Annotated in this window: 23 protein-coding genes and 1 tRNA gene; 19 read left to right on the top strand and 5 right to left on the bottom strand. The window is 61.0% G+C overall.

Going from position 1 to position 23,517, the window contains the following annotated elements:
- Positions 1–366: 366 nt before the first annotated feature.
- The 7 genes from VGH41_RS17890 (at position 367) to VGH41_RS17860 (ending at position 7,751) form a co-directional block, all read left to right on the top strand.
- Positions 367–1,614 (top strand): urea ABC transporter substrate-binding protein, encoded by a 1,248-nt coding sequence (locus VGH41_RS17890; RefSeq protein ID WP_331598847.1) that lies wholly within the window; start codon positions 367–369, stop codon positions 1,612–1,614.
- Positions 1,615–1,676: 62 nt separating this feature from the next.
- Positions 1,677–3,317 carry an urea ABC transporter permease subunit UrtB gene (urtB, locus tag VGH41_RS17885; RefSeq protein WP_331598846.1) on the top strand — a complete coding sequence of 547 codons (1,641 nt, stop codon included), beginning with the start codon at positions 1,677–1,679 and terminating at the stop codon, positions 3,315–3,317.
- Entirely contained in the window at positions 3,314–4,450 is a 1,137-nt protein-coding gene (gene urtC / locus VGH41_RS17880) for an urea ABC transporter permease subunit UrtC (RefSeq protein WP_331598845.1), read from the top strand. Before urtB ends, urtC begins: the two co-directional genes overlap by 4 nt.
- The gene (gene urtD, locus VGH41_RS17875; protein ID WP_331598844.1) at positions 4,447–5,205 is read left to right on the top strand and encodes an urea ABC transporter ATP-binding protein UrtD; all 759 of its coding nucleotides are present in this window, start codon (positions 4,447–4,449) and stop codon (positions 5,203–5,205) included. Before urtC ends, urtD begins: the two co-directional genes overlap by 4 nt.
- A 2-nt stretch (positions 5,206–5,207) precedes the next feature.
- Positions 5,208–5,912, top strand: a complete 705-nt coding sequence (urtE, locus tag VGH41_RS17870) for an urea ABC transporter ATP-binding subunit UrtE (protein WP_331598843.1) — start codon at positions 5,208–5,210, stop codon at positions 5,910–5,912.
- 60 nt (positions 5,913–5,972) lie between these two features.
- Positions 5,973–6,968 carry an acetamidase/formamidase family protein gene (locus tag VGH41_RS17865; protein ID WP_331598842.1) on the top strand — a complete coding sequence of 332 codons (996 nt, stop codon included), beginning with the start codon at positions 5,973–5,975 and terminating at the stop codon, positions 6,966–6,968.
- A gap of 12 nt (positions 6,969–6,980) precedes the next feature.
- The gene (locus VGH41_RS17860; protein WP_331598841.1) at positions 6,981–7,751 is read left to right on the top strand and encodes an SDR family NAD(P)-dependent oxidoreductase; all 771 of its coding nucleotides are present in this window, start codon (positions 6,981–6,983) and stop codon (positions 7,749–7,751) included.
- 72 nt (positions 7,752–7,823) lie between these two features.
- Here the strand turns inward: VGH41_RS17860 and VGH41_RS17855 are convergent, their stop codons facing one another.
- The gene (locus tag VGH41_RS17855; RefSeq protein ID WP_331598840.1) at positions 7,824–8,141 is read right to left on the bottom strand and encodes a hypothetical protein; all 318 of its coding nucleotides are present in this window, start codon (positions 8,139–8,141) and stop codon (positions 7,824–7,826) included.
- A 223-nt stretch (positions 8,142–8,364) separates the two neighbouring features.
- On the opposite strand from VGH41_RS17855, the gene VGH41_RS17850 reads away from it, so the two are divergent.
- The 7 genes from VGH41_RS17850 (at position 8,365) to VGH41_RS17820 (ending at position 13,894) form a co-directional block, all read left to right on the top strand.
- Positions 8,365–9,333, top strand: coding sequence for a GTP-binding protein (locus tag VGH41_RS17850; RefSeq protein ID WP_331598839.1), 969 nt, complete (start codon positions 8,365–8,367; stop codon positions 9,331–9,333).
- Between the two features lie 49 nt (positions 9,334–9,382).
- Entirely contained in the window at positions 9,383–9,898 is a 516-nt protein-coding gene (locus VGH41_RS17845) for a DUF1097 domain-containing protein (RefSeq protein ID WP_331598838.1), read from the top strand.
- A gap of 56 nt (positions 9,899–9,954) precedes the next feature.
- Positions 9,955–10,698, top strand: a complete 744-nt coding sequence (gene nthB / locus VGH41_RS17840) for a nitrile hydratase subunit beta (protein ID WP_331598837.1) — start codon at positions 9,955–9,957, stop codon at positions 10,696–10,698.
- A 21-nt stretch (positions 10,699–10,719) separates the two neighbouring features.
- Positions 10,720–11,346 carry a nitrile hydratase subunit alpha gene (gene nthA, locus VGH41_RS17835; protein WP_331598836.1) on the top strand — a complete coding sequence of 209 codons (627 nt, stop codon included), beginning with the start codon at positions 10,720–10,722 and terminating at the stop codon, positions 11,344–11,346.
- Positions 11,347–11,354: 8 nt separating this feature from the next.
- Entirely contained in the window at positions 11,355–11,735 is a 381-nt protein-coding gene (locus VGH41_RS17830; protein ID WP_331598835.1) for a nitrile hydratase accessory protein, read from the top strand.
- Between the two features lie 31 nt (positions 11,736–11,766).
- Complete coding sequence (locus tag VGH41_RS17825) at positions 11,767–12,816, top strand: HoxN/HupN/NixA family nickel/cobalt transporter (protein ID WP_331598834.1); 1,050 nt, start codon at positions 11,767–11,769, stop codon at positions 12,814–12,816.
- Between the two features lie 70 nt (positions 12,817–12,886).
- Positions 12,887–13,894 (top strand): GlxA family transcriptional regulator, encoded by a 1,008-nt coding sequence (locus tag VGH41_RS17820; protein ID WP_331598833.1) that lies wholly within the window; start codon positions 12,887–12,889, stop codon positions 13,892–13,894.
- A 19-nt stretch (positions 13,895–13,913) separates the two neighbouring features.
- Here the strand turns inward: VGH41_RS17820 and VGH41_RS17815 are convergent, their stop codons facing one another.
- Complete coding sequence (locus VGH41_RS17815) at positions 13,914–14,801, bottom strand: LysR family transcriptional regulator (RefSeq protein WP_331598832.1); 888 nt, start codon at positions 14,799–14,801, stop codon at positions 13,914–13,916.
- Between the two features lie 262 nt (positions 14,802–15,063).
- Here VGH41_RS17815 and VGH41_RS17810 point away from each other — a divergent pair, with 262 nt between their 5' ends.
- From VGH41_RS17810 to dhaL, 5 genes are all read left to right on the top strand, one after another.
- Positions 15,064–16,221 (top strand): muconate/chloromuconate family cycloisomerase, encoded by a 1,158-nt coding sequence (locus tag VGH41_RS17810; RefSeq protein WP_331598830.1) that lies wholly within the window; start codon positions 15,064–15,066, stop codon positions 16,219–16,221.
- A gap of 54 nt (positions 16,222–16,275) precedes the next feature.
- On the top strand, positions 16,276–17,184 hold the full coding sequence (gene catA, locus VGH41_RS17805) for a catechol 1,2-dioxygenase (protein ID WP_331598829.1): 909 nt from the start codon (positions 16,276–16,278) through the stop codon (positions 17,182–17,184).
- Between the two features lie 53 nt (positions 17,185–17,237).
- Positions 17,238–17,528, top strand: a complete 291-nt coding sequence (gene catC, locus VGH41_RS17800; RefSeq protein WP_331598828.1) for a muconolactone Delta-isomerase — start codon at positions 17,238–17,240, stop codon at positions 17,526–17,528.
- 114 nt (positions 17,529–17,642) lie between these two features.
- Positions 17,643–17,719 (top strand) — tRNA-Val (locus VGH41_RS17795).
- A 364-nt stretch (positions 17,720–18,083) separates the two neighbouring features.
- Positions 18,084–19,790, top strand: coding sequence for a dihydroxyacetone kinase subunit DhaL (gene dhaL, locus VGH41_RS17790; RefSeq protein ID WP_331598827.1), 1,707 nt, complete (start codon positions 18,084–18,086; stop codon positions 19,788–19,790).
- Between the two features lie 42 nt (positions 19,791–19,832).
- On the opposite strand, the gene VGH41_RS17785 is transcribed toward dhaL, so the two are convergent.
- From VGH41_RS17785 to VGH41_RS17775, 3 genes are all read right to left on the bottom strand, one after another.
- Positions 19,833–21,341, bottom strand: coding sequence for a SulP family inorganic anion transporter (locus VGH41_RS17785; RefSeq protein WP_331598826.1), 1,509 nt, complete (start codon positions 21,339–21,341; stop codon positions 19,833–19,835).
- A gap of 140 nt (positions 21,342–21,481) precedes the next feature.
- Positions 21,482–22,807, bottom strand: coding sequence for an ATP-binding protein (locus tag VGH41_RS17780; protein WP_331598825.1), 1,326 nt, complete (start codon positions 22,805–22,807; stop codon positions 21,482–21,484).
- Positions 22,804–23,466: a response regulator gene (locus VGH41_RS17775; RefSeq protein ID WP_331598824.1), complete on the bottom strand. Its 663-nt coding sequence runs from the start codon at positions 23,464–23,466 to the stop codon at positions 22,804–22,806. The genes VGH41_RS17780 and VGH41_RS17775 overlap by 4 nt, the downstream gene beginning before the upstream one ends.
- Positions 23,467–23,517 lie beyond the last annotated feature (51 nt).

Below are 23,517 nucleotides of genomic sequence, written 5' to 3'. Positions count from 1 at the left end.
ATCACCTGTGCGCGGTCGAGCCATGCTGGTGCAAAAATGCTCCGCACTTGTGCGGTGCTCCTGGGGCAGCTACAGAAAAGTGCTTTATTTATGATGCATTTTTTGCGGCCCTCGATGCAAGCAATCAATTTGAATGCGGCTCAGACGAAGTGTGGTGGCGCGTCCCGTAGCAGATGCGCGCATCTTGGCATGACGATTGCTTTAAGCATTGCGCTGCCCGTTGTGCATAACGGGGATCTCAGCATCCACTTCGTCGGTCAAGACAAAGGCGTCTTGATCGGCACCGGCCAAAAAAGCCCGAAACCAGCTCGTCTGGTTTCGGGCTTTTTGCGTTTGCGATTTCTAATCCCTGTCGGAGTGCAACAAATGAAAAGACGTACCTTCCTGTCGGCAGTCGGTTCCGGGTTGGTAACCGCTGCGGGCACCGCACTGCCTAAGGTCGTGCAGGCTGCGGGAACCAGCGAGCCGATCAAGCTCGGGTTGCTGTTTTCGCAGTCGGGGACAATGGCCAACGGCGAGTCGCTGCTCAAGGACACGGCCTTGATGACGATCGATCAGATCAACGCGAAGGGCGGCGTTCTTGGCCGACAGTTGCAGGGCGTGGTGGTCGATCCGGCGTCGGACTGGCCCATGTACGCGCAACTCGGCAAGCAACTGATCTTGCGCGACAAATGCGCGGCACTGTTTGGATGCTGGACTTCCGTGTCACGTAAATCGGTGCTGCCGGTGGTGGAAACACAGGACAATCTTCTGTTTTACCCGCTTCATTTCGAAGGCGAAGAGCAGTCGAAGAATGTGGTCTATCTGAACTCACCGCCGAGCAGTTCGGTGCTGCCTGCAATCGACTATCTGATGAGCGATCAGGGCGGCGGGGCCAAGCGCTTTTATATGATCGGCAGCGACTATGTCTGGCCGCGCACGATCAACAAGATGCTCAAAGGCTATCTGAAGACGAAGAACATTCCCGATTCCGCCTGGCGCGAACATTACGTGCCGTTCGGACAATCGAATTTTCAAACCATCGTGCGCGACATCAAGGACTTCGCCGCTCAACCAGGCGGGCAGGCCATCGTTGTGATGACGGTGGTGGGCGACTCGATCCCGGCGATGTTCAAGGAAGCGGTCAACCAGGGTGTGCGTGCAACCGATATTCCGATTCTGGGTCTGGACGTAGTGGATAGCGATCTCGAAGGGCTCGACACGACGCCGCTGGTCGGTCACCTCAGTTGCTGGTGCTACTTCCAGAACGTCGACACGCCGCAGAACCGCCAGTTCAAGAGCGACTGGAAGAACTATGTCAGCGCCCACAACCTGAAGCATCGTCCAGACATGGTGATCGATCCGATGGTGTCGACCTACCTCGGCATCAACCTTTGGGCACAGGCTGCCACGAAGGCGCACTCAACCAGCACCGACGCGGTACGCAAGGCGCTCGCGGGCCAGTCGATGGTCGACCCAGCCGGCTATACGGTCAAGATGGATGACTCCACGCAATATCTCTGGCGTGGCGACATGATTGGCTCGATCAATGCCAGGCAGGGCTTCGACATTCTCTGGAGGTCGAAGGACATCGTCAAACCGGTGCCGTTTAGTCCGTTTATCGGCAAGGCATAGCACAGGCCGTCAGGCAGTTGGGGCCGGCGTGCGGAAGCTCGCCGGTCCTGGAGCAGGATTGAATGGAAACACCGATGATCAACCTCAGGCAGATTTTTCTTGCGATCGCGTGTCTGGCACTCGTCTGGTCTGGTGCTGCGCGCGCTGCGCCGCAAACACCCCTACCCACAAGCCGCGCTGCGGTGCTCGCATCGTTTTGCGCCGCGGACAGCGATAAGGCCGCGGCGCTCGAACAACTCGTCGAAGCGGGTGTGTCGACCGATGTGCACGAGCGTGCGTGGGCCGCGCAAATCGTCGCAGCGATCCGCAACGGCGCGCTGGTGTGTGGCGCCGACGCTTCGGTCATGATCCAGGGAAGCCCCGCACGCGACGCGGCGAGTCTTCAGCCCGTCAGCCGTACGACAACGGATGCGCCCTACGTCCCCAGCATCGTCATGATGCGCAAGCTCGCTGTGGCGTCGGCAGAAATGGACCTGTTTGCACCGCGGCAGGACACGCGTGAAGCGGCCGCGCGCCAGGTCGACAAATTTTTCAGCTTGCTCGATCCCACCATCGTGGCCCGCGCGATCAAACAGCAGCACGATCCGGATACCGCAACGGTGCTCACACTGGCGCTCGCCAAGCGCGGCCTGAACAGCAGTGTGAAGGCGGACCGGCTGGCGGCGATCAGGGCCGTAGCCGAAGTGCCGAGCGAAACCGCCCGCACAGCGCTGGCGAACTTCGCTGCGCAGGACTCGGTGCGCTCCGATCCCGATGTCCTCGCCGCCGTACAGAGCGCGATCCATAGCATGGACACATGGCTCTCGGTGGGCAAGGCGCTATCGATACTGTTCAGCGGCTTGAGCTACGCCGGTGTGCTGTTGCTGACCGCCCTCGGCTTGTCGATCGTTTTTGGGCTGATGGGGGTGATCAACCTCGCACACGGCGAGTTCATCATGATCGGTGCTTACTCGACGTATCTGGTTGAACGCTTCATGCAGGCTCATCTTCCGGGCTGGTTCGATGCGTACATCTTTGTCGCAATTCCAGTGGCGTTCGTGATCTGCGCGGTATGCGGCATGTTGCTCGAGTTCTTCGTCATCCGCTTTCTGTATCGCCGGCCTTTGGAAACGCTGCTCGCCACGTGGGCCGTCAGCATCGCGCTGATCAAGCTGATTCAGGTTCTGTTCGGTTCGCAGAATGTGGAATTCATCACCCCAGCGTTCCTCAACGGCGGCATGCAGGTCGCACCCGGCTTCTTTGTGACCTACAACCGTGTGTTCGCGATCGTCCTCGCGGTCCTGATCTTCGCGGCGACCTTCGCCGTGGTCCGCTTCACGAAGCTTGGGCTTCTGATGCGCGCCACGACCCAGCTGCGCGACATGGCGCGCTGCCTGGGCGTGCCGGCCGAGCGGGTCGACCGGATTGCGTTCGGACTGGGCGCTGGCCTCGCGGGACTCGCCGGAGTGGTGTTGACACAGATTGCCAGCGTCAATCCGTCGATGGGCACGGGCTTCGTCGTCGACTCGTTCATGGTGGTGGTGCTGGGTGGCGCAGGCAGTCTCGCGGGGACGGTGGTTTCGTCGCTCGCACTCGGTGAAATCAACCAGTTTATTGAACCGTTCTATGGAGCGGTGGCCGCCAAGGTTGCCGTGCTTCTGCTGATTGTTCTGATCATCCAGAAGCGCCCCCAAGGACTCTTTGCATTGAAGACCCGCGTATGAACACGCTTCCCGATTCGCCCGTCAGCAGGAAATTCACCTTGTCGGCCTTCGCTACGAAATGGTTGGGCCAGACTGTCGAGGTCGGCATCGTACCTGTGCTGGTGCTGGTCGCCTGCTATTTGCCCTTTGCGTACTTTGTGATTCCCGAGTCGAACGCACTGCATTTGTCCCTGTTCGGTATCAACCTGATCGGCCAGATCATGTGTTTCGCTTTGCTTGCGCTAGCATTGGATCTGGTCTGGGGGTACGCCGGCATCCTGAGCCTTGGACACGGCATCTTCTTTGGCATTGGCGGCTATCTGATGGCCATGTACCTGCTTAACGGTGCATATGCCGAGACCCACGTTTTGCCCGACTTCATGCAATACATGGGTGCGAGCGATTTCCCGGCTGCCTGGAAGATTCTTTCGCGCCTCGATGTGACGATACTCGCCACCGTCATCGTCACCACCCTGATAGCCGGTGTATTCGGGTTCGTCACATTTCGCTCGCGGATCAACGGCGTCTACCTGTCGATCATCACCCAGGCGCTTACTTACGCGCTGATGCTGCTGTTGTTCATCAACGACGTCGGCCTGGGCGGCAACAATGGCATGACCGGATTTTCGAGTATTGCCGGTTACAAGCTGGGCGACGTGCCGACGCAAATCGGTCTCGCGGTGTGTTCCTGCCTGCTGCTCGTTGCGGCCTATGTCGGCGTGCGCTTTCTGGCACGCTCCAGCTTGGGCCGTGCGTTGATTGCCGTGCGCGATGACGAAGCGCGCATGCGCTTTCTTGGCTACCGAACGCATACGCTCAAACTGTTTGCGTGGTGTCTGTCCGCCGTCCTCGCGGCGTTTGCGGGCATGCTGTATGTGCCGCAAGTGGGGATTGTCAACCCGACTATCGTATCGCCGGAACTGTCCGTTGAAATTGCCGTGTGGGTGGCAATCGGCGGACGCGGCACGTTGATCGGCGCCATTCTTGGGGCGATTGTGGTGAACGGGCTGAAGTTCTGGCTCACTGCGCAGTTGCCGACCGTGTGGCCGTTCATTCTTGCCGGTGTGACACTTCTGATTGTCGTGTACTTCAACAATGGCGTGTGGGGCACGCTCAAGGCTGCGGCAAGCGAAAGCAAGGGGGCTGGCCAATGAACAATCGGTCCATACCCGGCACCGCGATTTACATCAGCGGGTTGTCCGTCAGGTTCGCTGGTTTTGCGGCGATCACCAACCTGTCGATGGAATTGCGCTATGGCGAGATTCGCGCCATCATCGGTCCAAACGGCGCAGGCAAGACCACCTTGATGGACGTGATTACAGGCAAAACCCGTCCGGCAGCCGGCGAGGTGTTTCTCAACAAGGTCACGAACCTCGCGTCGCTCGACGAGACCTCCATTGCGCGTCTCGGCATTGGTCGCAAGTTCCAGAAGCCGAGCGTGTTCGAGGCGTTGCGCGTGCGCGAAAATCTCGAGCTCGCGATTCGCAATGGCCGCGGCTATGCGGATATGGTGCGTTCGCGTCTTCGTGCCGCGCAAAACGCACGCATCGACGAGGTACTGGAGACGATCGGTCTGGAGAACGAAGGACAGCGGCGCGCAGGAACCTTGTCGCATGGTCAGAAGCAATGGCTTGAGATAGGTATGTTGCTGGTTGCCGACCCGCAGGTCATTTTGCTTGACGAACCGGTAGCTGGCATGACGGATCACGAAACGGCGCGCACCGCCGAACTGATCGCGAAGCTCAAGTCACCCGAGCGGGCCGTCGTCGTGATCGAGCACGACATGGATTTCGTCGGCGAGATTGCCGACCTTGTAAGCGTGCTGCACGAAGGGCAACTGCTCGGGGAGGGTTCGATGGACGTCGTACGTAAAGATCCCCGCGTGATTCAGGTTTATCTGGGACGGTGAGCATGCTGAAGATTTCCTCACTCAATCAGTTTTACGGAAGCAGCCATACGTTGCGTGATGTCTCGCTGAACGTGTCGGAAGGTGCGTGTACTGTCGTGCTCGGCCGCAACGGCGTGGGCAAGACCACCTTGCTGAAATGCCTGGTCGGCTTGCTGCCGGTCAAAGCCGGCGAGATCGTCCTTGCCGGCCAGCCGCTCACGCGTACGCCGTCGCACCGGCGTGTGCTGGCGGGGCTCGGCTACGTGCCGCAAGGACGCGAAATTTTCCCGTTGCTCAGCGTTGAAGAAAACCTGCGCATCGGCGCGTACGCGGGCGAGCGCAACCAGACCGCACAGGGCAAACAGTTTTCCTTCGACGATGTCTTTCACACGTTTCCGGTGTTAAAGACGATGCGCCGGCGTATTGCCGGCAACCTTTCCGGCGGCCAGCAACAGCAGCTTGCTATCGGCCGCGCGCTTTTGACCAATCCCAAGCTGCTGATTCTCGACGAACCAACTGAAGGCATCCAGCCCTCCATCGTCAAGGAGATCGAAGCCGTGATCCGTTCGCTGAAGGGTTCGCTGTCGATCCTGCTGGTCGAGCAGTTTTTCGATTTCGCTCAGGCCGTGGCGGACGATTACGTCGTGCTGGTGCGCGGCCAGGTCGTATCGGCGGGTCGTGGCGACCAGATGGAAGCCAATGACGTCAGATCGCTTATTTCAGTGTGAAGCGACGCCCAGCGCGCATCGCTTCATTTCGACAACCCACACTTCAACAGGACCATCCAGATGAACTGGCTCAAACAATCGATCATGCACACACGCGGTGTCGCCCGCGGCGAGGTTGGTGAGACGCATGAACTTTCGGAGGCCCGTCAGGGCACCTTTCACTACACGATCGGACCGTATTCGGAGCCGGTGCTGAGCGTGGCGCCGGGCGACCGCGTGGTAGTCCAGACGCGCGATGCGTTTGACGGCAAGATCCGCACGGAACAGGACCTGCCGAGCCAGAAATTGCGGGTGCCGTTTCTGAACCCGCAAAGCGGGCCGATCATGATCGAAGGCGCGCAAAAAGGCGACGTGGTGGCGGTCTACATCGAATCGATGCTACCGCGCGGCGACAATCCACGCGGCACGTGTTGTCTGATTCCGCGCTTCGGCGCGTTGACCGGCACGGAGTACACCGCCACGTTGAATGAGCCGTTGCCGGAGATCACCCGCAAGATCGACGTCGACGAAGAGGGCGTCTACTGGAGCAAGCGCGTCACGCTACCGTACAAGCCGCACATTGGCACGCTGAGCCTGTCGCCGGAAATCGACTCGATCAATTCGCTGACGCCGGACAACCACGGCGGGAACATGGACGTACCCGACATGGGTCCGGGCAGCATCACGTACCTGCCGGTGCGCTCAGAGGGCGCACGGCTTTTTATCGGCGACGCGCACGCCTGTCAGGGCGATGGTGAAGTTTGCGGTACTGCCGTCGAGTTCTCCAGTACCACGACGATCCACGTGGATCTGATCAAGAACTGGCAGATCGCGTGGCCCCGCCTTGAAACCGACGAACTGCTGATGACGATCGGCAGTGCGCGTCCGCTGGAGGATGCAACACGGATCGCGTATCACGAACTGGTTTTGTGGCTCGAAAAGGAATATGGTTTCGATCGTTGGGATGCCTATATGATGCTCAGCCAGTGCGGCAAGGTAAGACTGGGCAACTTCGTCGACCCCAAGTATTCCGTCGGCGCGGCAATCAGCAAGAAATATCTTGCACCGTTAGCCTAAGGAGACTTCGCCATGGATCTGCAACTCAAGGGTTTGAAAGCACTCGTTACGGGTGGCACAAAGGGCATTGGTCTTGCCATCGTGCAAACGCTCGTGGCCGAAGGCGCCGACGTGGCGCTGTGCGCCCGTGACGGCGCCGCGGTTGAAAAAACCGTGGCCAGCCTTGTCAAGCTGAGCGGCGGCGCCGTCAAGGTGACGGGTGCGTCAGTCGATGTGTCGAACGCAGCCGCGCTGCAGAACTGGACGCGCGCGGCCGCGGCGCAACTGGGCGGCGTCGACATCGTGGTCGCCAATGTGAGCGCGCTGTCGATCGGCAACGACGCCGAATCATGGCGCAAGGAATTCGAAACCGACCTGATGGGCACGGTCAATCTCGTCGACGCCGCGCTGCCGTTCCTCGAAGCTAGCAAGGCAGCATCGATCGTCGCGATTTCAAGCGTGTCAGGCCGCGAGATCGACTTTGCTGCAGGCCCTTACGGCACGTTCAAGGCCGCCTTGATCCACTATTTGCAAGGTCTTGCGTATCAGCTCGCGCCAAAGGGTATCCGTGCGAATTCCGTGTCGCCCGGCAATGTCTATTTCGAAGGGGGTGTGTGGGATCACATCGAGAAGAATGATCCGAAACTGTTCGCGGACGCACTCGCGCTAAATCCGAGCGGACGGATGGCACGCCCGCAAGAAATCGCGAATGCGGTCGCCTTCGTCGCGAGTCCCGCAGCGAGTTTTGTCAGCGGCGCAAATGTTGTTGTGGACGGCGCGCTAACGCGCGGTGTGCAGTTCTGACTCAGCGCCTGGGCTTGCCATCGCGCAGGCCCAGGCAATCCATCTGCTCGAGTGCCTCACTCACTCGCATTCTCAACTTTTAGCAACTCCCACTTTACCTACGCCGCGAGCCTGTGCGCGCAACAAAAGAATCAAGACGCTCAGCGCGAGCGCGATGCTCAGGCCGGCGAAAATCAGCGTGGCGTGTCCGATTCCGACCTGATGTACTGTCATGCCAAGCCCGATCACCGGCAACCAGATGGCCTCATAGAGCACCACGAAGAACGCCATGACCTTGGCCGGGCACGCGCCGGCCAGACGCCGCGCGAGAAAACACAGGGCAAGCCGAAGCATCGCCGGATGAAGCGCACTTTTGCATTTGAAAGTGCACCTGAATGGGGAGAAATGCACCGGCGCGGCGCCTTTTTCGCTGCCCGCGTAAGGCGCGTTGCCAGCGAATTCGTGGCCGGTGGAATGGCCTGATTTGACGGTTCGGGCAAATCAGGCAAACGTACCCGGCGATTCGTGACAAATGAATTGCGCATCCGGACAGCGCAGGTTTTTCGGCGCGGAACTCGCTCAGACTGATTCAACTTTCCCGGCACGTACGCCGCGGAACATCAGGAGAGTGCAGATGCGACTGAACAAGATCCCCGCTACGGTAGTGACCGGATTCCTCGGGGCGGGCAAGACGACTCTGGTCAATCATCTTCTCGAACACTCGCCGGCCACGCGTATCGGCATTGTGGTCAACGAATTCGGCGAAGTGGGTATTGATGGACAACTGATCGTCGCCGAGCAGGATGCCGTTGTGGAGATCAACAACGGCTGCGTGTGCTGCACCGTGCGCAAAGACCTCGTCAATAGCGTGGCCGAATTGCTGGCGCGCCCGGGCAAGCCGGTCGAACGCCTGATCGTCGAAACCTCCGGCCTGGCGGATCCGGCGCCCGTTTTGCAAACCTTTCTCGCCGATCCGGATGTGCGTGAGCGCGTTGAGCTGGAGTCGGTGCTGGCCGTCGTGGATGCGCGTCATTTCCATCAACAGCTCAACGACGAGATCGCCCGCGAGCAAGTCGTGTTTGCCGATCACATCGTCATCAACAAGACCGACCTGGTGACGCCGGACGAGGTGACAGCCCTCGTCGCGTGCATCCGTTCACTCAATCCCACCGCAACCCTCGACGTTGCACGCCATGGCGCGCTTGGCGTGGAGGCGGTCTTTGGCGTCCGGCATTTCTCGCTGGATGCGCTGCTGTCAGTGGAGCCCGATCTGCTGGACGAAGACGGGCACGAGCATGAGCACGATGACTCCATAGCGTCCTGTTCGTTCGTGATTCCGGGACCGCTCGACGCCTCACGCTTTAATCGCTGGGTCAATCAGCTCGTGCAATCGCACGGTCAGCAGCTGTTGCGGATGAAGGGCGTGCTGAACCTGCACGAAGAGCGGCGCCGCCTGCATTTCCACAGTGTGCACATGTTGCTCGAGGCAAGCTTCGGCAAGGCGTGGGCGCAAGACGAGGCGCGCGACAGCAAGTTTGTGATGATCGGCCGCGATCTGGATATGCCGGCCATGCGCGAAGGTCTGCTTGGCTGCATGGCCTGAACGCTTTGCTTTTCCCTTTCCGTTGTTCACTTACCTCAGGAATACGCAGATGAAAAAGTCAGAAGCCTATACCGTCAGCATCGGTGTGCTCGCGGTGGCCGATACGTGGCTCACCGCAACCGTGTTTCCCGTGCCCGTGTGGGTCACGTTCATCGCGTGGGCGTCGTTCTTCGTGCTTGGCGCAGGGCGTGCGGGTTTCATCAAGAGCGTCGCTTCGAACCTGGCCGGCGCGCTGATCAGCTCGCTCACTTTGCTGGGTATCGCGACGACTAGCGGCAGTGCGTTCGCAGTCGCGGTGCTGGTGGGGGTGGGGAGCGCTGTCATGGTGCAGGCTTCGAAGATCAAACTGCTGGATGTGCTGCCTGCCATCGTCTGGGGCTTTGCGTCGACAGTCGGAACGGCGGTGGCAACGGGCAAGCCCATCACCATGATCGGTTTGAGCAATCCCGGTCTGGTCGCGGCAGCCGCGCTCGTGACAGGTGCCGCATTCGGCTTTGTCTCGGAGAGGCTTGGCGATGCACTCGCCTTCAGGCACGAGCACGCGCACAAACACAAGCTGAGCTAGGCATGCGGTCTTAAACACTCCGGTTTTCATTCACCGCCACCGTTCAGGAGCGAACCTTGAAACTACAGCACCATCTTGGGGGCATCGAGAATCTCGGCCCTGTCAGTGTCGAGACACGTGTCTTCGTCGAAGCGTGGGAGCAACGCATCTTCGGTATTCACACCGCGATGATGGCCGAGAGCAATCACCTCGGCGAAGCGCTACCGGCTTATCCGGTCAAGGAGCTTCCGACTACGTTCAAAAATACATGGACGTGGGCGTCGCTGCGCACGGGTGCCGAAGACATGCAGCCGTTCGAGTACTTCAAGTACCGCTACTACGAAAAGTGGTTGATGGGCATCTCGCAGTTCTTCGTGGATCAGGGTTATATCACGGCTGACGAGCTGGCCGAGCGCACGTCGCTATACCGTGCGAATCCGCAGGCCCCGTTGCCTGACAAACCGAGTGCGCCGATCAGGAAACAGATCGACGCGTACCTCGAGAAGGGCGATTCCGCCTATCACGAACCGCGTGCTCAAGCGCGCTTCGCAAATGGCGACACGGTCCGTGTCGCAGATCCCGCGGCGGTCGATCACACGCGCTTGCCAGGCTATCTGCGCTGCAAGACCGGCAAGGTGGTGGAGATTTATCCCGGCGCGTTCTCGTATTTCGTTTCGACGGGCGTCGATGGGATCGGCGAACCGATGCCGGTCTATCGAGTCGCCTTCGATGCCGCGCACATCTGGGGCGAAGGCAAGAGCGAACCGAACACCACGATCTACGCGGATCTGTTCGAAGCTTATCTTCAGTGTGCCATCTAGTCTGCGCAGGAGGGAATTATCATGACCGAGCTGTTCCAGTATCAAGACGACCGCGAGGTGTCGAGCGCGGCCAAGGTGCGCGCGCTCGAAGCATTGCTCATCGAGAAGGGTGTGATTGGCAGCGACTCTGTCGATGCGGTCCTGCAGCACTTCGAAACCGTCGCCGGCCCGTTCAATGGCGCGAAGATCGTTGCGCGCGCATGGGTAGACCCGGCGTTCAGGCAACGGCTCATTGAAGACACGCCGAAAGCGATTGCCGAGCTCGATCTGCCGGCCGGCATGACGGGCGCCGAAGGCGAACACATGGCGGCCGTGGCAAACGGCGAAGGCGTGCACAACCTGATCATCTGCACGCTGTGCTCGTGTTATCCGTGGCCTGTGCTCGGCTTGCCGCCATACTGGTACAAGGACCCGGTGTTTCGTGCGCGGGGCGTGCGCGAGCCGCGCGCGGTACTGCGCGAATTCGGCGTCGACGTGCCGCCGGAAACCGAGGTCAAGGTGTGGGACAGCAGCGCGCAGATTCGCTGGTTCGTCGTGCCGGAGCGTCCCGCGAACAGCGCGCACTTGAGCGAGCAGGAACTGGCGGCGCTCGTGACGCCTGAATCGATGATGGGTGTCGCGCTGGTTGCGCCGCCCGCGGCTGCGTGAGGCCGATCATGTTTACGCGTTTCGAAGAATACGCAGCGGCATCCATGCTCGGTGCTGACGATTCGCCGCCGCGGCTGGATGGCAAGCTGTTTTTCTCCAATCGCTGGGAACGGGATGTATTTGGCCTGGCGTTATCGTTATCGAAAGCGGGTTACTTCGAGTGGGAAGCGTTCCGCCAGTGCCTGATTGCAGCCATTGCGCGCTGGGAATCGGCCCCCTGTGAAGGTCAGCCGCGCTGGGATTACTACGAGCGCTTTTTTGAGGCCTTGCTGGATGTGGTCGAGTCCAGCGGCGTGCTATCGCGCGAAGAACTCGCTCAGGTGATGGTCGCGAGGCGTCCGGTTTCGACAGCACACACGCTAGCCGGCGCGGCCGCCCAAAGTCATTGAAATTGAGTCAGTCCCAAACCAGGAGAGACGAATGGAAACCCTAAACGTCATGATGACGCGCGCCAATGCACCTGTGCGTCAAAAGATTGGTGCAATGTATGTTGCGCTGGCCGTCATCAACATCTTTGCGTGGACATGGGCGTGGATGGTCTTGCGCGCTTCGCCGGCGCTGATCGGCACTGCCTTTCTCGCCTACAGTTTTGGCCTGCGTCACGCAATGGATGCAGACCATATCGCGGCCATCGACAACGTGACGCGCAAACTGATGAACGACGGCAAGCGCCCGGTGTCGGTGGGCTTTTTCTTCGCATTCGGCCACTCGCTGACGGTGATCGTCGGCGCGCTGGCAGTTGCGTTGACAACCAAGGCGCTCGCGCATCATTTTGAAGCGTTCAAGGAGACGGGCGCGGCACTCGGCACGTTCGTCTCGGCGGCTTTTCTGATCATGATCGGTGCCGTGAATATTGTGTTGCTGGTGGATCTGTTCCGCGCGTTTGGACGCATGCGCCGCGGCCAGCGACATGATGACGACGTTCGCCTGACGCAGTTCGAAGGCAATCTGCTGGCGCGCCTGTTCAAGCCGCTGTTTCGTCTGATCCGTTCAAGCTGGCTGATGCTGCCGCTCGGCATCCTGTTCGGACTCGGCTTTGAGACGGCCACTGAAATAGCCTTGCTCGGCACCTCGGCTGCGCAGGCGTCGGCGGGGTTCTCGATGTGGACCATTCTCGCGTTTCCGTGCCTGTTTGCAGCCGGCATGCTGACCGTCGACACCACCGACGGCATCCTGATGCTCGGCGCTTATGGCTGGGCCTTCGTGAAGCCGTTGCGCAAGCTTTACTACAATCTGACGATTACGCTTATTTCGACGGTCGTCGCGCTGCTGATTGGCGGCATCGAGGCGCTCGGGCTGCTGGGCGACCAACTGAGCCTGGCTGGGCCGTTCTGGCAGCTGATCGGGAGGCTGAACGACAATTTCGGCTTGCTGGGTTACGGCATTGTCGCGGTATTCGCGATTGGCTGGCTCGCGTCGGCGTTGCTTTATAAAATGAAGGGATACGACCGCGAAACCATTCCGGCGTGAAGCGGCCTGCAGGCGCTGCGGTCACGCCACCGGCTCTGCCTGATGTTGAAGACCTGAGTGCGTGACCACGATGAAGCAGATCAAAATAGGCATGATCGTCTTTCCCGGCTTTCAGCTACTGGATATTGCCGGGCCTAAAGACGCGTTCGCGGAAGTGAAGGTGCTAAGCCGCGGCGAGTGCGAATACGAAATGCTCACAGTGGGCACGACGCGCGGCAGCGTGCAATCCTCAAGCGGTTTGACGGTCGTGCCGGACCGCACCATCTTCGATCTGTGCCCGCACTTCGATACCGTGCTGGTGCCAGGTGGCCTGGGCATTTTCGAAGCCTTCGACGACCCGGCGCTCAGCAACTGGCTCAAAGAGCAATATAAACACGCGCGGCGCGTGTCGGCCATTTGTAATGGCCTCTTTGCGCTCGGTTCGGCGGGGTTGCTCAATGACCGCGTGGTAACCACACACTGGATGGACGTGCCGCGCCTCGCCGCCACGTTTCCGCGCGCACGTATCGAGCCGGATCGCATCTACGTGAAGGACGGCAGCGTCTACACCACGGCGGGCGTGACGGCCGGCATCGATCTTTCGCTGGTGTTGATCGAAGAAGATTTCGGCAGAAACATGGCGCTGGATGTCGCCAAGTACCTTGTGGTGTACTTGAGACGCGCGGGCGGGCAGTCGCAATTCAGCCCGCTGCTGGAATCGCAGGCCGCGCCCGGCTCGCAGATGGTCGCAATCCAGCAATACATGCTCGACAATCTCGCCGCCGGGCATACGCTGGCTTCTCTTGCGGAACGCGCCCATATGAGTGCCCGCAACATGACGCGCCTGTTTACCCGGGAATGCGGCGTTAGCCCGGCTACGTTCCTGAACAATGCACGGATCGACGCGGCGCGCCGCTTTCTGGAAAGCACCGACCTGACGCTGCGCGAAATCGCAAAACGTTGCGGATTCGACGGAACCGACGGGTTTCGCCGCACTTTCCAGCGCCGTTTGCAGATCAATCCGGCCGACTATCGCGACCGCTTCCGCTCAGGTGACGCCCCGGAACCCGCCCACGACGAACTCGCCAAGGCGCGCTGAGACGCGGCTGCGAGAACACTCAAGGGGCGCGAAACAGATCACGCGCAAGCGAGCACAACAGCGTCGTCGCAGGTGATTCGTCGTGCAACCTGCGGCTCATGATGATCGGCGAGGCCACATTGGCGCCCGGAATGCGCCGGTACACCACACCGTGCGCGCGCAAACCTTCCACGCTCTCCGGCACGAGGCACACACCGACCTGGGCGGCAACGAGTCCGAGCGCCGTTTGCAATTCGCGTACTTCGTGAATGGCCTTCGGCTCAAGCGCATGGTCGTGCAGCGCGGAAAGTTGCTGGTCTGCGTAGCTGGGTCGCGGTGTGCTCGGATAGATGATCAGCGTTTCCTGCGCCAGCGCAGCAAGCGTCAACGCTTTTCGTTGCGTGGCCAACGGATGGCCTTGAGGCAGTGCAGCAATCATTCTTTCTTCGACAAGCACTTCGCGCGTCAACTGTGCATCGTCGAAACGCAAGCGGCCAAAGCCGACGTCGATACGGCCGCCCTTGAGCGCGGCTAGTTGCTCGATGGTGAACATTTCGATCAACGCTAGTTCGATCTGCGGCGCGGCCTCACGGAAGGCGCGAATCACGGCGGGCAGGGCGCCATAGAGCGTGGACGGCACAAAGCCGATCACGATGCGCTCCGCCAGTTGCGCAAGCCGCCTCGTGAGCGGCGCAAGTTCGTCGGCTTCGTCGATCAGGCGCCGTGCCTGCGTATAAAAGATGCGGCCGGCCTCAGTGAGCCGCAGCGGCCGCGAGCCGCGCTCGAACAGCGGCAGGCCGATGCTTTCTTCGATCTGCTGGATCTGCCGGCTCAGCGGCGGCTGCGTCATATGCAACCGGTCCGCGGCGCGCGTGATGTTCATTTCCTCGGCTACGGCGATGAAGTAGCGAAGCTGGCGCAGTTCCATGCATGTCCCCAAAGTATGGAAGCTCTTTTATGTTTCGACATATTGCCACCTCGTTCAGCAGATGGGTGTATGAGTTTGCGTATTGAAGCGGGATTTGCAGCGGCTGCAGCGCCATCTGCGTGTTCTAGCCGGACGATCGGAAGGGGCAGCTTGAATGGCCTTGGCGTGCTTCATGCTCTGAAGGTATGGAAGTAGTCGGAATCGGTGTTGGACTGTCGCGTGGGTTTGTTCCTAAGATGTCGCACATCAGGAGGAAAATCGCATGACAGCAGCGCCAGTGAAGATCGAGTCGGTCGAGACCCTTCTCGTCGACGTGCCGACCATTCGGCCGCACAAGCTTTCCGTCGCCACCATGAACTGCCAGACGCTCGTGCTGGTGCGCGTCCGCTGTGCCGACGGGACGCTCGGCGTCGGCGAAGGCACGACGATTGGCGGCCTCGCATACGGCGAAGAAAGCCCGGAAAGCATCAAGGTCAATATCGACACCTATTTCGCGCCCTTGCTCAAAGGCATGGACGCGACCCGTCCCGGTGCGGCGATGGCAAAGCTGCGCGCGCTGTTCCAGGGCAACCGTTTTGCGAAGTCCGCGATCGAGACTGCATTGTTCGACGCGCAGGCACAGCGACTCGGCGTGCCCCTATCGGAGCTGTTCGGCGGCCGCGTGCGCGATAGCGTGGATGTGGCCTGGACGCTTGCCAGCGGCGACACGACGCGCGACATCGACGAAGCGCAACGCGTGCTTGAGGCAAAGCGGCATCGCGTGTTCAAACTGAAAATCGGCGCGCGTGCCGTGACGGAGGATGTCGCTCACGTACTTGCCATCCGACGTGCCCTGGAAGGACAAGGCGAAGTGCGCGTGGACGTGAATCAGGCGTGGAGCGAGTCGGAAGCGATCTGGGCTGCGAAACGTTTCGCCGATGGCGGCGTGGCGCTGATCGAGCAACCGATTGCCGCGGACAATCGCGCGGGCCTCAAGCGTCTGAGCGATCTTGCACTGGTACCCATCATGGCCGACGAAGCGTTGCACGGTCCGGTCGATGCGTTCGCCGTCGCCAGCGCGCGGGCCGCCGATGTCTTTGCGGTGAAGATCGCGCAATCGGGCGGCCTCACGGGAGCGGCAAGTGTCGCCGCCATTGCGCTTGCGGCGGGCATCGATCTGTACGGCGGCACGATGCTCGAAGGCGCAGTCGGCACCATCGCGTCAGCGCAACTGTTTAGCACGTTTGCCGAACTGAAATGGGGCACCGAACTGTTCGGACCGCTGCTCTTGACCGAAGAGATCCTCGCCGAGCCGCTGCGCTACGAGAATTTCGCATTGCATCTGCCGCAGGGCCCCGGGCTTGGCATCACGCTGGACTGGGACAAGATTGACCGCTTGCGGCGCGATTCGCGCAGAGGCGCAAGCGTTGCCGCACCTTGAACACGCAAGCCATCTACGTTGCATCTACTACAAACGTTTCAAAGGAGATATCCCATGAACAAGCAGGCAATCGACGCGCTGTTGCAAAAGATCAACGACAGCGCCACCCACGAAGGCAATCCGCGCACCAAGGTCATCGTCAACCGAGTGATCCGCGATCTGTTTTACACGATTGAAGATCTCGACGTGACGCCAGACGAATTCTGGACCGCGCTGAACTACCTCGGCGAAGCGGGCAGCAGTGGCGAGCTCGGTTTGCTCGCCGCGGGTCTCGGCTTCGAACACTTTCTGGATCTGCGCCTCGACGAAGCGGAGGCGAAGGCCGGTATTGAAGGCGGTACGCCGCGTACCATTGAAGGGCCGCTGTACGTAGCAGGTGCGCCGCTCTCGGAAGGGCATGCGCGTCTGGACGACGGCACCGATCCGGGCGAAACACTCGTGATGCGCGGCCGCGTGACCGGTGAGGACGGCAAGCCGCTAGGCGGCGCGCTGGTCGAAGTGTGGCACGCGAATCATCTGGGCAACTACTCGTACTTCGACAAATCGCAACCGGCCTTCAATCTGCGCCGCTCGATCCGTACCGATGCTGACGGCAACTATAGTTTCCGCAGCGTGGTGCCGGTCGGTTATAGCGTGCCGCCGCAAGGCAAGACACAACAGCTGCTGGATCAGCTTGGACGTCATGGACATCGTCCGGCGCATATTCACTTCTTCGTCTCCGCGCCTGGCTTTCGCAAGCTGACCACGCAGATCAATATTGACGGCGATCCCTACCTTTGGGACGACTTTGCCTTTGCAACCCGCGATGGTCTCGTGCCCGAACTGAAAAAGGCCGAAGGCGCCGCAGGCAAGCCGTATGGTGTCGAAGGCAACTTCATGTTGATCGACTTCGATTTCACGCTCGCCAAAGAGCGGGACAACGTGCCCGGCGCGGAAGTGGAGCGCGCACGGGCTGAAGCCTGAACCTCAGGTCTTCAGCGAAAGCCGCGGTGGATCTGCCAGACAAGGAGTATTGAATGCTGTTTCACGTAGAAATGACGGTCAACCTGCCGTCGGATATGAGCCCTGAAAGCGCGGCGCGCCTGAAGGCCGACGAAAAGGCAATCTCGCAGAGGCTGCAGGAGCAGGGCGTATGGCGGCATCTGTGGCGCATCGTCGGACACTACGCGAACATCAGCATCTTCGATGTCGAAAGCCCCGCACATCTGCATGACGTGTTGAGCCAGTTGCCGCTCTTTCCGTATATGAAGCTTGAAGTACGCGCGTTATGCCGGCATGCGTCGTCGATCCGCGACGACGATCGCTGAGCAGCCGTCGCGAAGCTGTCGGGGCGTGCCGGCGCCTGTCGTACGACGCGATGAAGTCGATCACGCTCCGGGCTTGTGCTGTGCGTTGGGAGTCTCTATAATTCGCGCCTCTACAGGCTCGTAGCTCAGTTGGTTAGAGCACCACCTTGACATGGTGGGGGTCGTTGGTTCGAATCCAATCGAGCCTACCAACGAATATTCGGCACGGACAGAAGCAGTCGCCATGGGGCATCACACTTCCATGGCTTCGGCTTCTGTCTGTCGTCGTGTCTGCTTCTTCTAAATGCGTTTGCTAAATGTGTTTGCATGAGGCATTTGCCGCACGCATTTTCAAAAACCTCTTTCCCGCATTTCTCCAACTTCCCGGCACGCTGCTAATCACGACGTGAATGCGTTTTCGCGCAGCCGTTGACGTTCGTGTCGACGCAAAAACCCGGGTGGTGTCAAACTGTCGTCTGCGTTCCAGGCGTTTCTCGAAGCTGTCTCGCAACCTCAATTACCACGGGCCCGCGCTGGGTAGCGTCTGACCCGCGGCTCACAAGGAAGCTGGCGCACATGAAAAAGCTGATCAACGATGTCTCCTCGGTCGTGCCGGAGATGCTGCAGGGATTCGCCGCGCTCAATCCCGGTCTTTCCTTGCTGCAGGGCGGCACAATCATCGTACGGACCGACGCACGCGCTGCTGCCGGGCGTGGCGAAGTCGCACTAATCTCGGGCGGCGGTTCGGGCCACGAACCGGCGCATGCCGGCTACGTTGGCGCCGGCATGCTGAGCGCGGCGGTAGCGGGTGAAGTGTTCACCTCGCCATCCACGGATGCGGTGCTCGACGCCATCCGCGCCGTCGCCGGTCCGGCAGGCGTGTTGCTCATCGTCAAGAATTACACGGGTGACCGCTTTAACTTCGGCCTCGCTGCCGAGATCGCGCGCGCTGAGGGAATCGCAGTGGAGATGGTGATCGTCGCGGATGACGTCGCGCTTTCAGCAAGCGGTGATCACGCGGGCCGGCGAGGTCTAGCGGGCACAGTGCTGGTTCACAAGATAGCGGGTGCGGCAGCCGCCGAAGGGCGTGCGTTGGCCGAAGTCGCGCAGGCCGCCAAAGAAGCGGCTGCCATGCTCGGCACCATGGGCGTCGCGCTTACGCCGTGTACGGTGCCGGCGGCGGGGAAGGCGGGCTTCGCACTCGCAGACGATGAGATCGAATGGGGCCTGGGCATTCACGGCGAATCGGGTGTCGAGCGTGGCGCACTCGAACCGGCGGATGCGATCGTCGAGCGCCTGCTCGCGAAGATCAGCGAAGACCTGTCGTTGCAAACCAGTGAACGTGTCGTGTTGCTCGTCAATAATCTGGGCGGCACGCCGTTGAGCGAACTGGGCATTGTCGCGGGTTCGGCGCTGCGCTATCTGGCTGGGAGAGGCATCCGCGTGGAACGGGCATGGGCCGGCACGTTTCTGAGCGCGCTCGAAATGGCGGGCGTTTCACTGACGCTATTGCGCGTCGACGATCAGCGGCTTGCGTGGCTCGATGCGGCCACGCAAACGAGTGCATGGCCCGCATTGAGCGGACGCGTGGCGCAGGCTTGCGTGAAAGCCGCGCCTGCCGCGCCGAATCAGACAGGCGGGGCCGCCCTGACGCGCGATTCGACCTTGCGCCGTGTGATCGAAGCGGTTTGTGCACGCCTTCTTGACGCTGAGCCGGTTCTGACCGAAATGGATCAGCGCGTTGGCGACGGCGATCTGGGCATCAGCCTGTCGCGCGGCGCGCGCGGCATTCTGCAGGAGATCGACAGCTATCCCGCGGAAAGCACACCCGGTGCGGTGCTGCATGCGTTGTCCGCGACGGTTCGGCGCGTCGTGGGGGGCACTTCGGGGCCGCTCTATGCAGTGATGCTGTTGCGTGCGGGCAGCGTCCTCGATCAAACCGCCGGACAGGCCGCGCCGCAGCGCTGGTCCGAAGCATTCGCTGCGGGCGTACGGGCGTTGATGGCACTTGGCGGCGCGCATGCGGGTGATCGCACCATGGTTGATGCATTGCTGCCGGCTGTCGAGGCATTACAAGCGGCGCTCGGGAAATCGGCCAGCGTGGATGACGCGTTAAAGGCAGCTGTCGATGCCGCCACCGCCGGTGCCGCGCAAACGGCGTCGATGAGTCCACGGCGTGGCCGCTCCAGCTATGTGGGCGATCGGGCACTAGGCTTTGCCGATCCTGGCGCGCATGCCGTGGCATTGTGGCTCGCGGCTGTGCGAGAGGCTTTGCGGCAATGAGCGCTCAGTCAGCCTGGGCCAGCGCTGCGTAGCCTGCATCCATCAAGATTCAAGCTGCGCTGCGCGCATTTGCGTCAGATCGACACCCACCCGCTGCAACAGCCGTTCGTTGCGTTCCGACAGGTGCGTGAGGTGCACATGCTTGCCCGCCCTCGCGTAACGTTCGCTCAAACCTTCCAGTGCGGCGATTGCTGAATGATCCGCGAGATGCAGGTGGCGGCAATCCACTGTCACGTGCAGCGGATCTTGCGCCGGGTCGAACAATTCCTGAAAGCGCGTGGTCGACGCAAAGAATAACGTGCCGCGCGGTACATAGGTTTTTCGGCTCGCGTCAGTTGCTTCGATATCCGTATGAATTTCGCGGGCATGCTGCCATGCAAAATTCAACGCGGCGATCACGATGCCGCACAACACCGCAATAGCCAGATCTGAAAACACGGTGATGGTCGTCACCGCGACGATCACCAGCGCGTCATTGCGCGGCACCTTGCCGAGCACTCTCAGCGAGCCCCATGCGAACGTTTGCTGCGCGACCACGAACATCACGCCAACTAGCGCCGCGAGCGGAATACGCTCGATCAGCGGCGACAGGAACAGAATGAACAGCAGGATCATGATGCCGCTCGTCACGCCGGACAGGCGCGAGCGGCCACCGGAGTTCAGGTTGATCATGGTCTGGCCGATCATCGCGCAACCGCCCATTCCGCCGAACAGGCCGGACACGATATTGGCGAAACCGAGCGCGAGACACTCGCGATTCGGTTGGCCCTGAGTGGCGGTGATGTCGTCGGTCAGGTTGAACGTCAGCAGCGTCTCCAACAAGCCGACCACGGCCATCAATACCGCATAGGGCATGACGATGCGCAGCGTCTGCAGCGTGAACGGCACGCCCGGAAAGTGAAATTGCGGCAGATTGCCGGCAATATGCGCCATATCGCCGAGCGTGCGTGTGGGCAGATGCAGCAACTGGCTAAGCGCGCCAATGCCGACAATCGCCACCAGCGCCGGCGGTACGGCTTTGGTCAGGCGCGGCAGCAGGTAGACGATGACCATGGTGAGCGCCACAAGACCGCTCATCACGAGAAGCGCGGAACCGCGCAGCCACGCTTCGCCTTGCGGCGTCATCTGCTTGAAATGCTCGAGCTGCGCCATGGCGATAATGATCGCAAGGCCGTTGACGAAACCCAGCATGACCGGATGCGGCACCATGCGGATCAGTTTGCCTAAGCGCAACGCGCCGAACAGCAGCATCAACATGCCGCTGACTACAACCGTGGCAAGCAGGTATTGCGCGCCGTGCTGTACGACGAGCGCCACGATCACTACGGCCATGGATCCGGCCGCACCGGAGATCATCCCAGGGCGACCGCCGAGTAGAGCCGTTAGCGTGCAAATGATGAAGGCGCCATACAGACCCATTAGCGGATTGACCTGCGCGACCAGTGCAAAAGCGATGCACTCAGGTACTAGCGCAAACGAGGACGTGAGGCCCGCGAGCAGGTTGCTTCGAATGCCGGACCAGCGGGCGGGCGGAAGGGTAGCGGTTTTCATCGGTGGAGAATCACGGTCTGATGGCGGCGAGCGAGCCATCGGGCAGGGCAGAAGACAGGCCGGACCGCGAAGGCGGCCTTGCCGGAAGGCCGCAATTTTACAACAGATCGCTGCGGCGCCAGTTTCGCGCCTGTCCGTGCTTAAAGCCCCGTCACCGAAACCGAAAGGCCGCCGGCACTGCTGTTATTGCGTAAGGTCAGTTTGACCTGATGGCGTTGCGCAATCCGTGCGGCAATCGCGAGCCCCAGGCCGCTGCCTTGCCCATGCGCGCCCTCGCCGCGATAGAAGCGGTCCAGCACCCGCTCCAGTTCTTTCTCCGGAATGCCGGGGCCGCTGTCCACCACTTCGAGGCCAATACCGTTTTCCGTGCGGCTGAGGATCACGTCCACCTTGCCGCCTTCCGGCGTGTGACGGATTGCATTGTCGATCAGATTGTTCAGCAGCACGCTCAGGCTGTGCTGTTCGGCAAGGACCGTATAAGGATCAGCGGGCGAAGTGGTCTGCACGCATTCGAGACCAAGGTCGACACGCCTTGCCTCGGCAATCAGCGAGAAGTCGCCCACCGCCTGTTCGCCGAGCCGGCGCAGGCTAACCGGCTTCATCGAGGTGGCCGGTTGCGCATCCTCACGCGCCAGCGTGAGCAATTGCTGCACAAGGTGAATGATGCGGTTGAGTCGTCCCTCGACGCGTTCCAGCGTTTGTCCCTCGCCCTTGAGCGTGCCGTTGCGCGCGGCGGCCTGCAATTGCAGCTTGAGCGCGGTCAACGGGGAACGCAGTTCGTGCGCGGCGTCAGCGACAAACGTGCGCTGCTGCTGCGACGCCACGTTCAGGCGCAGCAGCAGGTCGTTGAGCGCCTCGACCAGCGGGCGGATTTCAACGGGTACGCTGCCGTCCAGTTGCAGCGGCTGCAGCGAATCGATCGAGCGGGTCGACAGGGCATGCGACAAATCGCGAATTGGCGCAAGGCCGCGCGCTACCACGAACAGCACCAGCACAATCGTGGCCGGCACCATCAGCCAGAGCGGCCATAACGTGTGCAAGGCAAGCCGCATGGCGAGATCTTCGCGTACCGAGAACGGCTGCGCTACCTGAATGAAACGGTCCGGCTGTTGCAGTCCAAACACCCGCCAGTGATACTCGCCGCGCACGATAGTGCGAATGCCTGCGGAATAGCGCTCCAGCGCCGGTGCCTTCAGCGAGTGATAGACGAGGTTGCCCGTGCGATCCCAGATCTCGATCACGATGCGATCGTCGTCGATGCCGTGAAAGTCAGGGCTGGGTTGCTCCGCGCTAATGGCCGATTCGAGCCGAGCCGGCAACGACAGCGCCACGGTACGGAGTTCGTAATCGAACAGTTCGCTCGCTTCCTGCCGCGCGGTGTGAAAGATTCCGTAACCGGCCACGCCCGATGCGGCGGCGAGGCCAAAAATCAGCCAACCCAACAGCCAGCGGCGGATCGACGTCATCCAGCCCTCTTCAGGCGATAACCCACGCCGCGGATGGTAACGATCTGGTCCGCACCGATCTTGCGGCGCAAGCTATGCACGTGCACTTCGATGGTGTTGCTGCCCACTTCCTCGCCCCACCCGTACAGCTTTTCTTCGAGCTCGGCCTTCGTATATACGCGGGTCGGCTCGTCGATCAGCGCCTGCAGTAATGCAAACTCACGCGGTACGAGCGGCAACAGCTCACCGTTTTTGGTGGCTTCATGCGAGGCCGGATCGAGTGTCAGTTCGCCATGCGCGAACACCGGTTGCTTCTGGCCGGTGCGCCGGCGCAGCAGGGCGCGTACGCGCGCGGCCAGTTCATCGAGGTCGAATGGCTTGATGAGGTAGTCGTCAGCACCGGCGTCGAGTCCTCGAATGCGCTCATCCACAGCGTCGCGTGCCGTCACGATGATGACCGGTGCCAGGCCCCCCGTTTTACGGTAGGCGTTCAATACGTGGATGCCGTCGTTTTTCGGCAGGCCGAGATCCAGCAGCACGAGGTCGTACACGCCGTTGCCAAGCGAGAGTTCCGCCGCGCGGCCGTCCTGTGCCCAGTCGATTGCATAGCCGGCGCGCCGCATCGAATCCAGAACGCTCTCGGCGATCATCTCGTCGTCTTCCACCAAAAGCAGTCGCATTACCGCCATCCTCCGCATCTCATGTGCCTGCATTGTGACCTGGTTCAGCTT

Source organism: Paraburkholderia sp. (assembly GCF_036488795.1).
In the GTDB taxonomy this organism is placed as follows: Bacteria; Pseudomonadota; Gammaproteobacteria; order Burkholderiales; family Burkholderiaceae; genus Paraburkholderia.
This window is presented reverse-complemented; position numbering and strand designations above follow the sequence as displayed.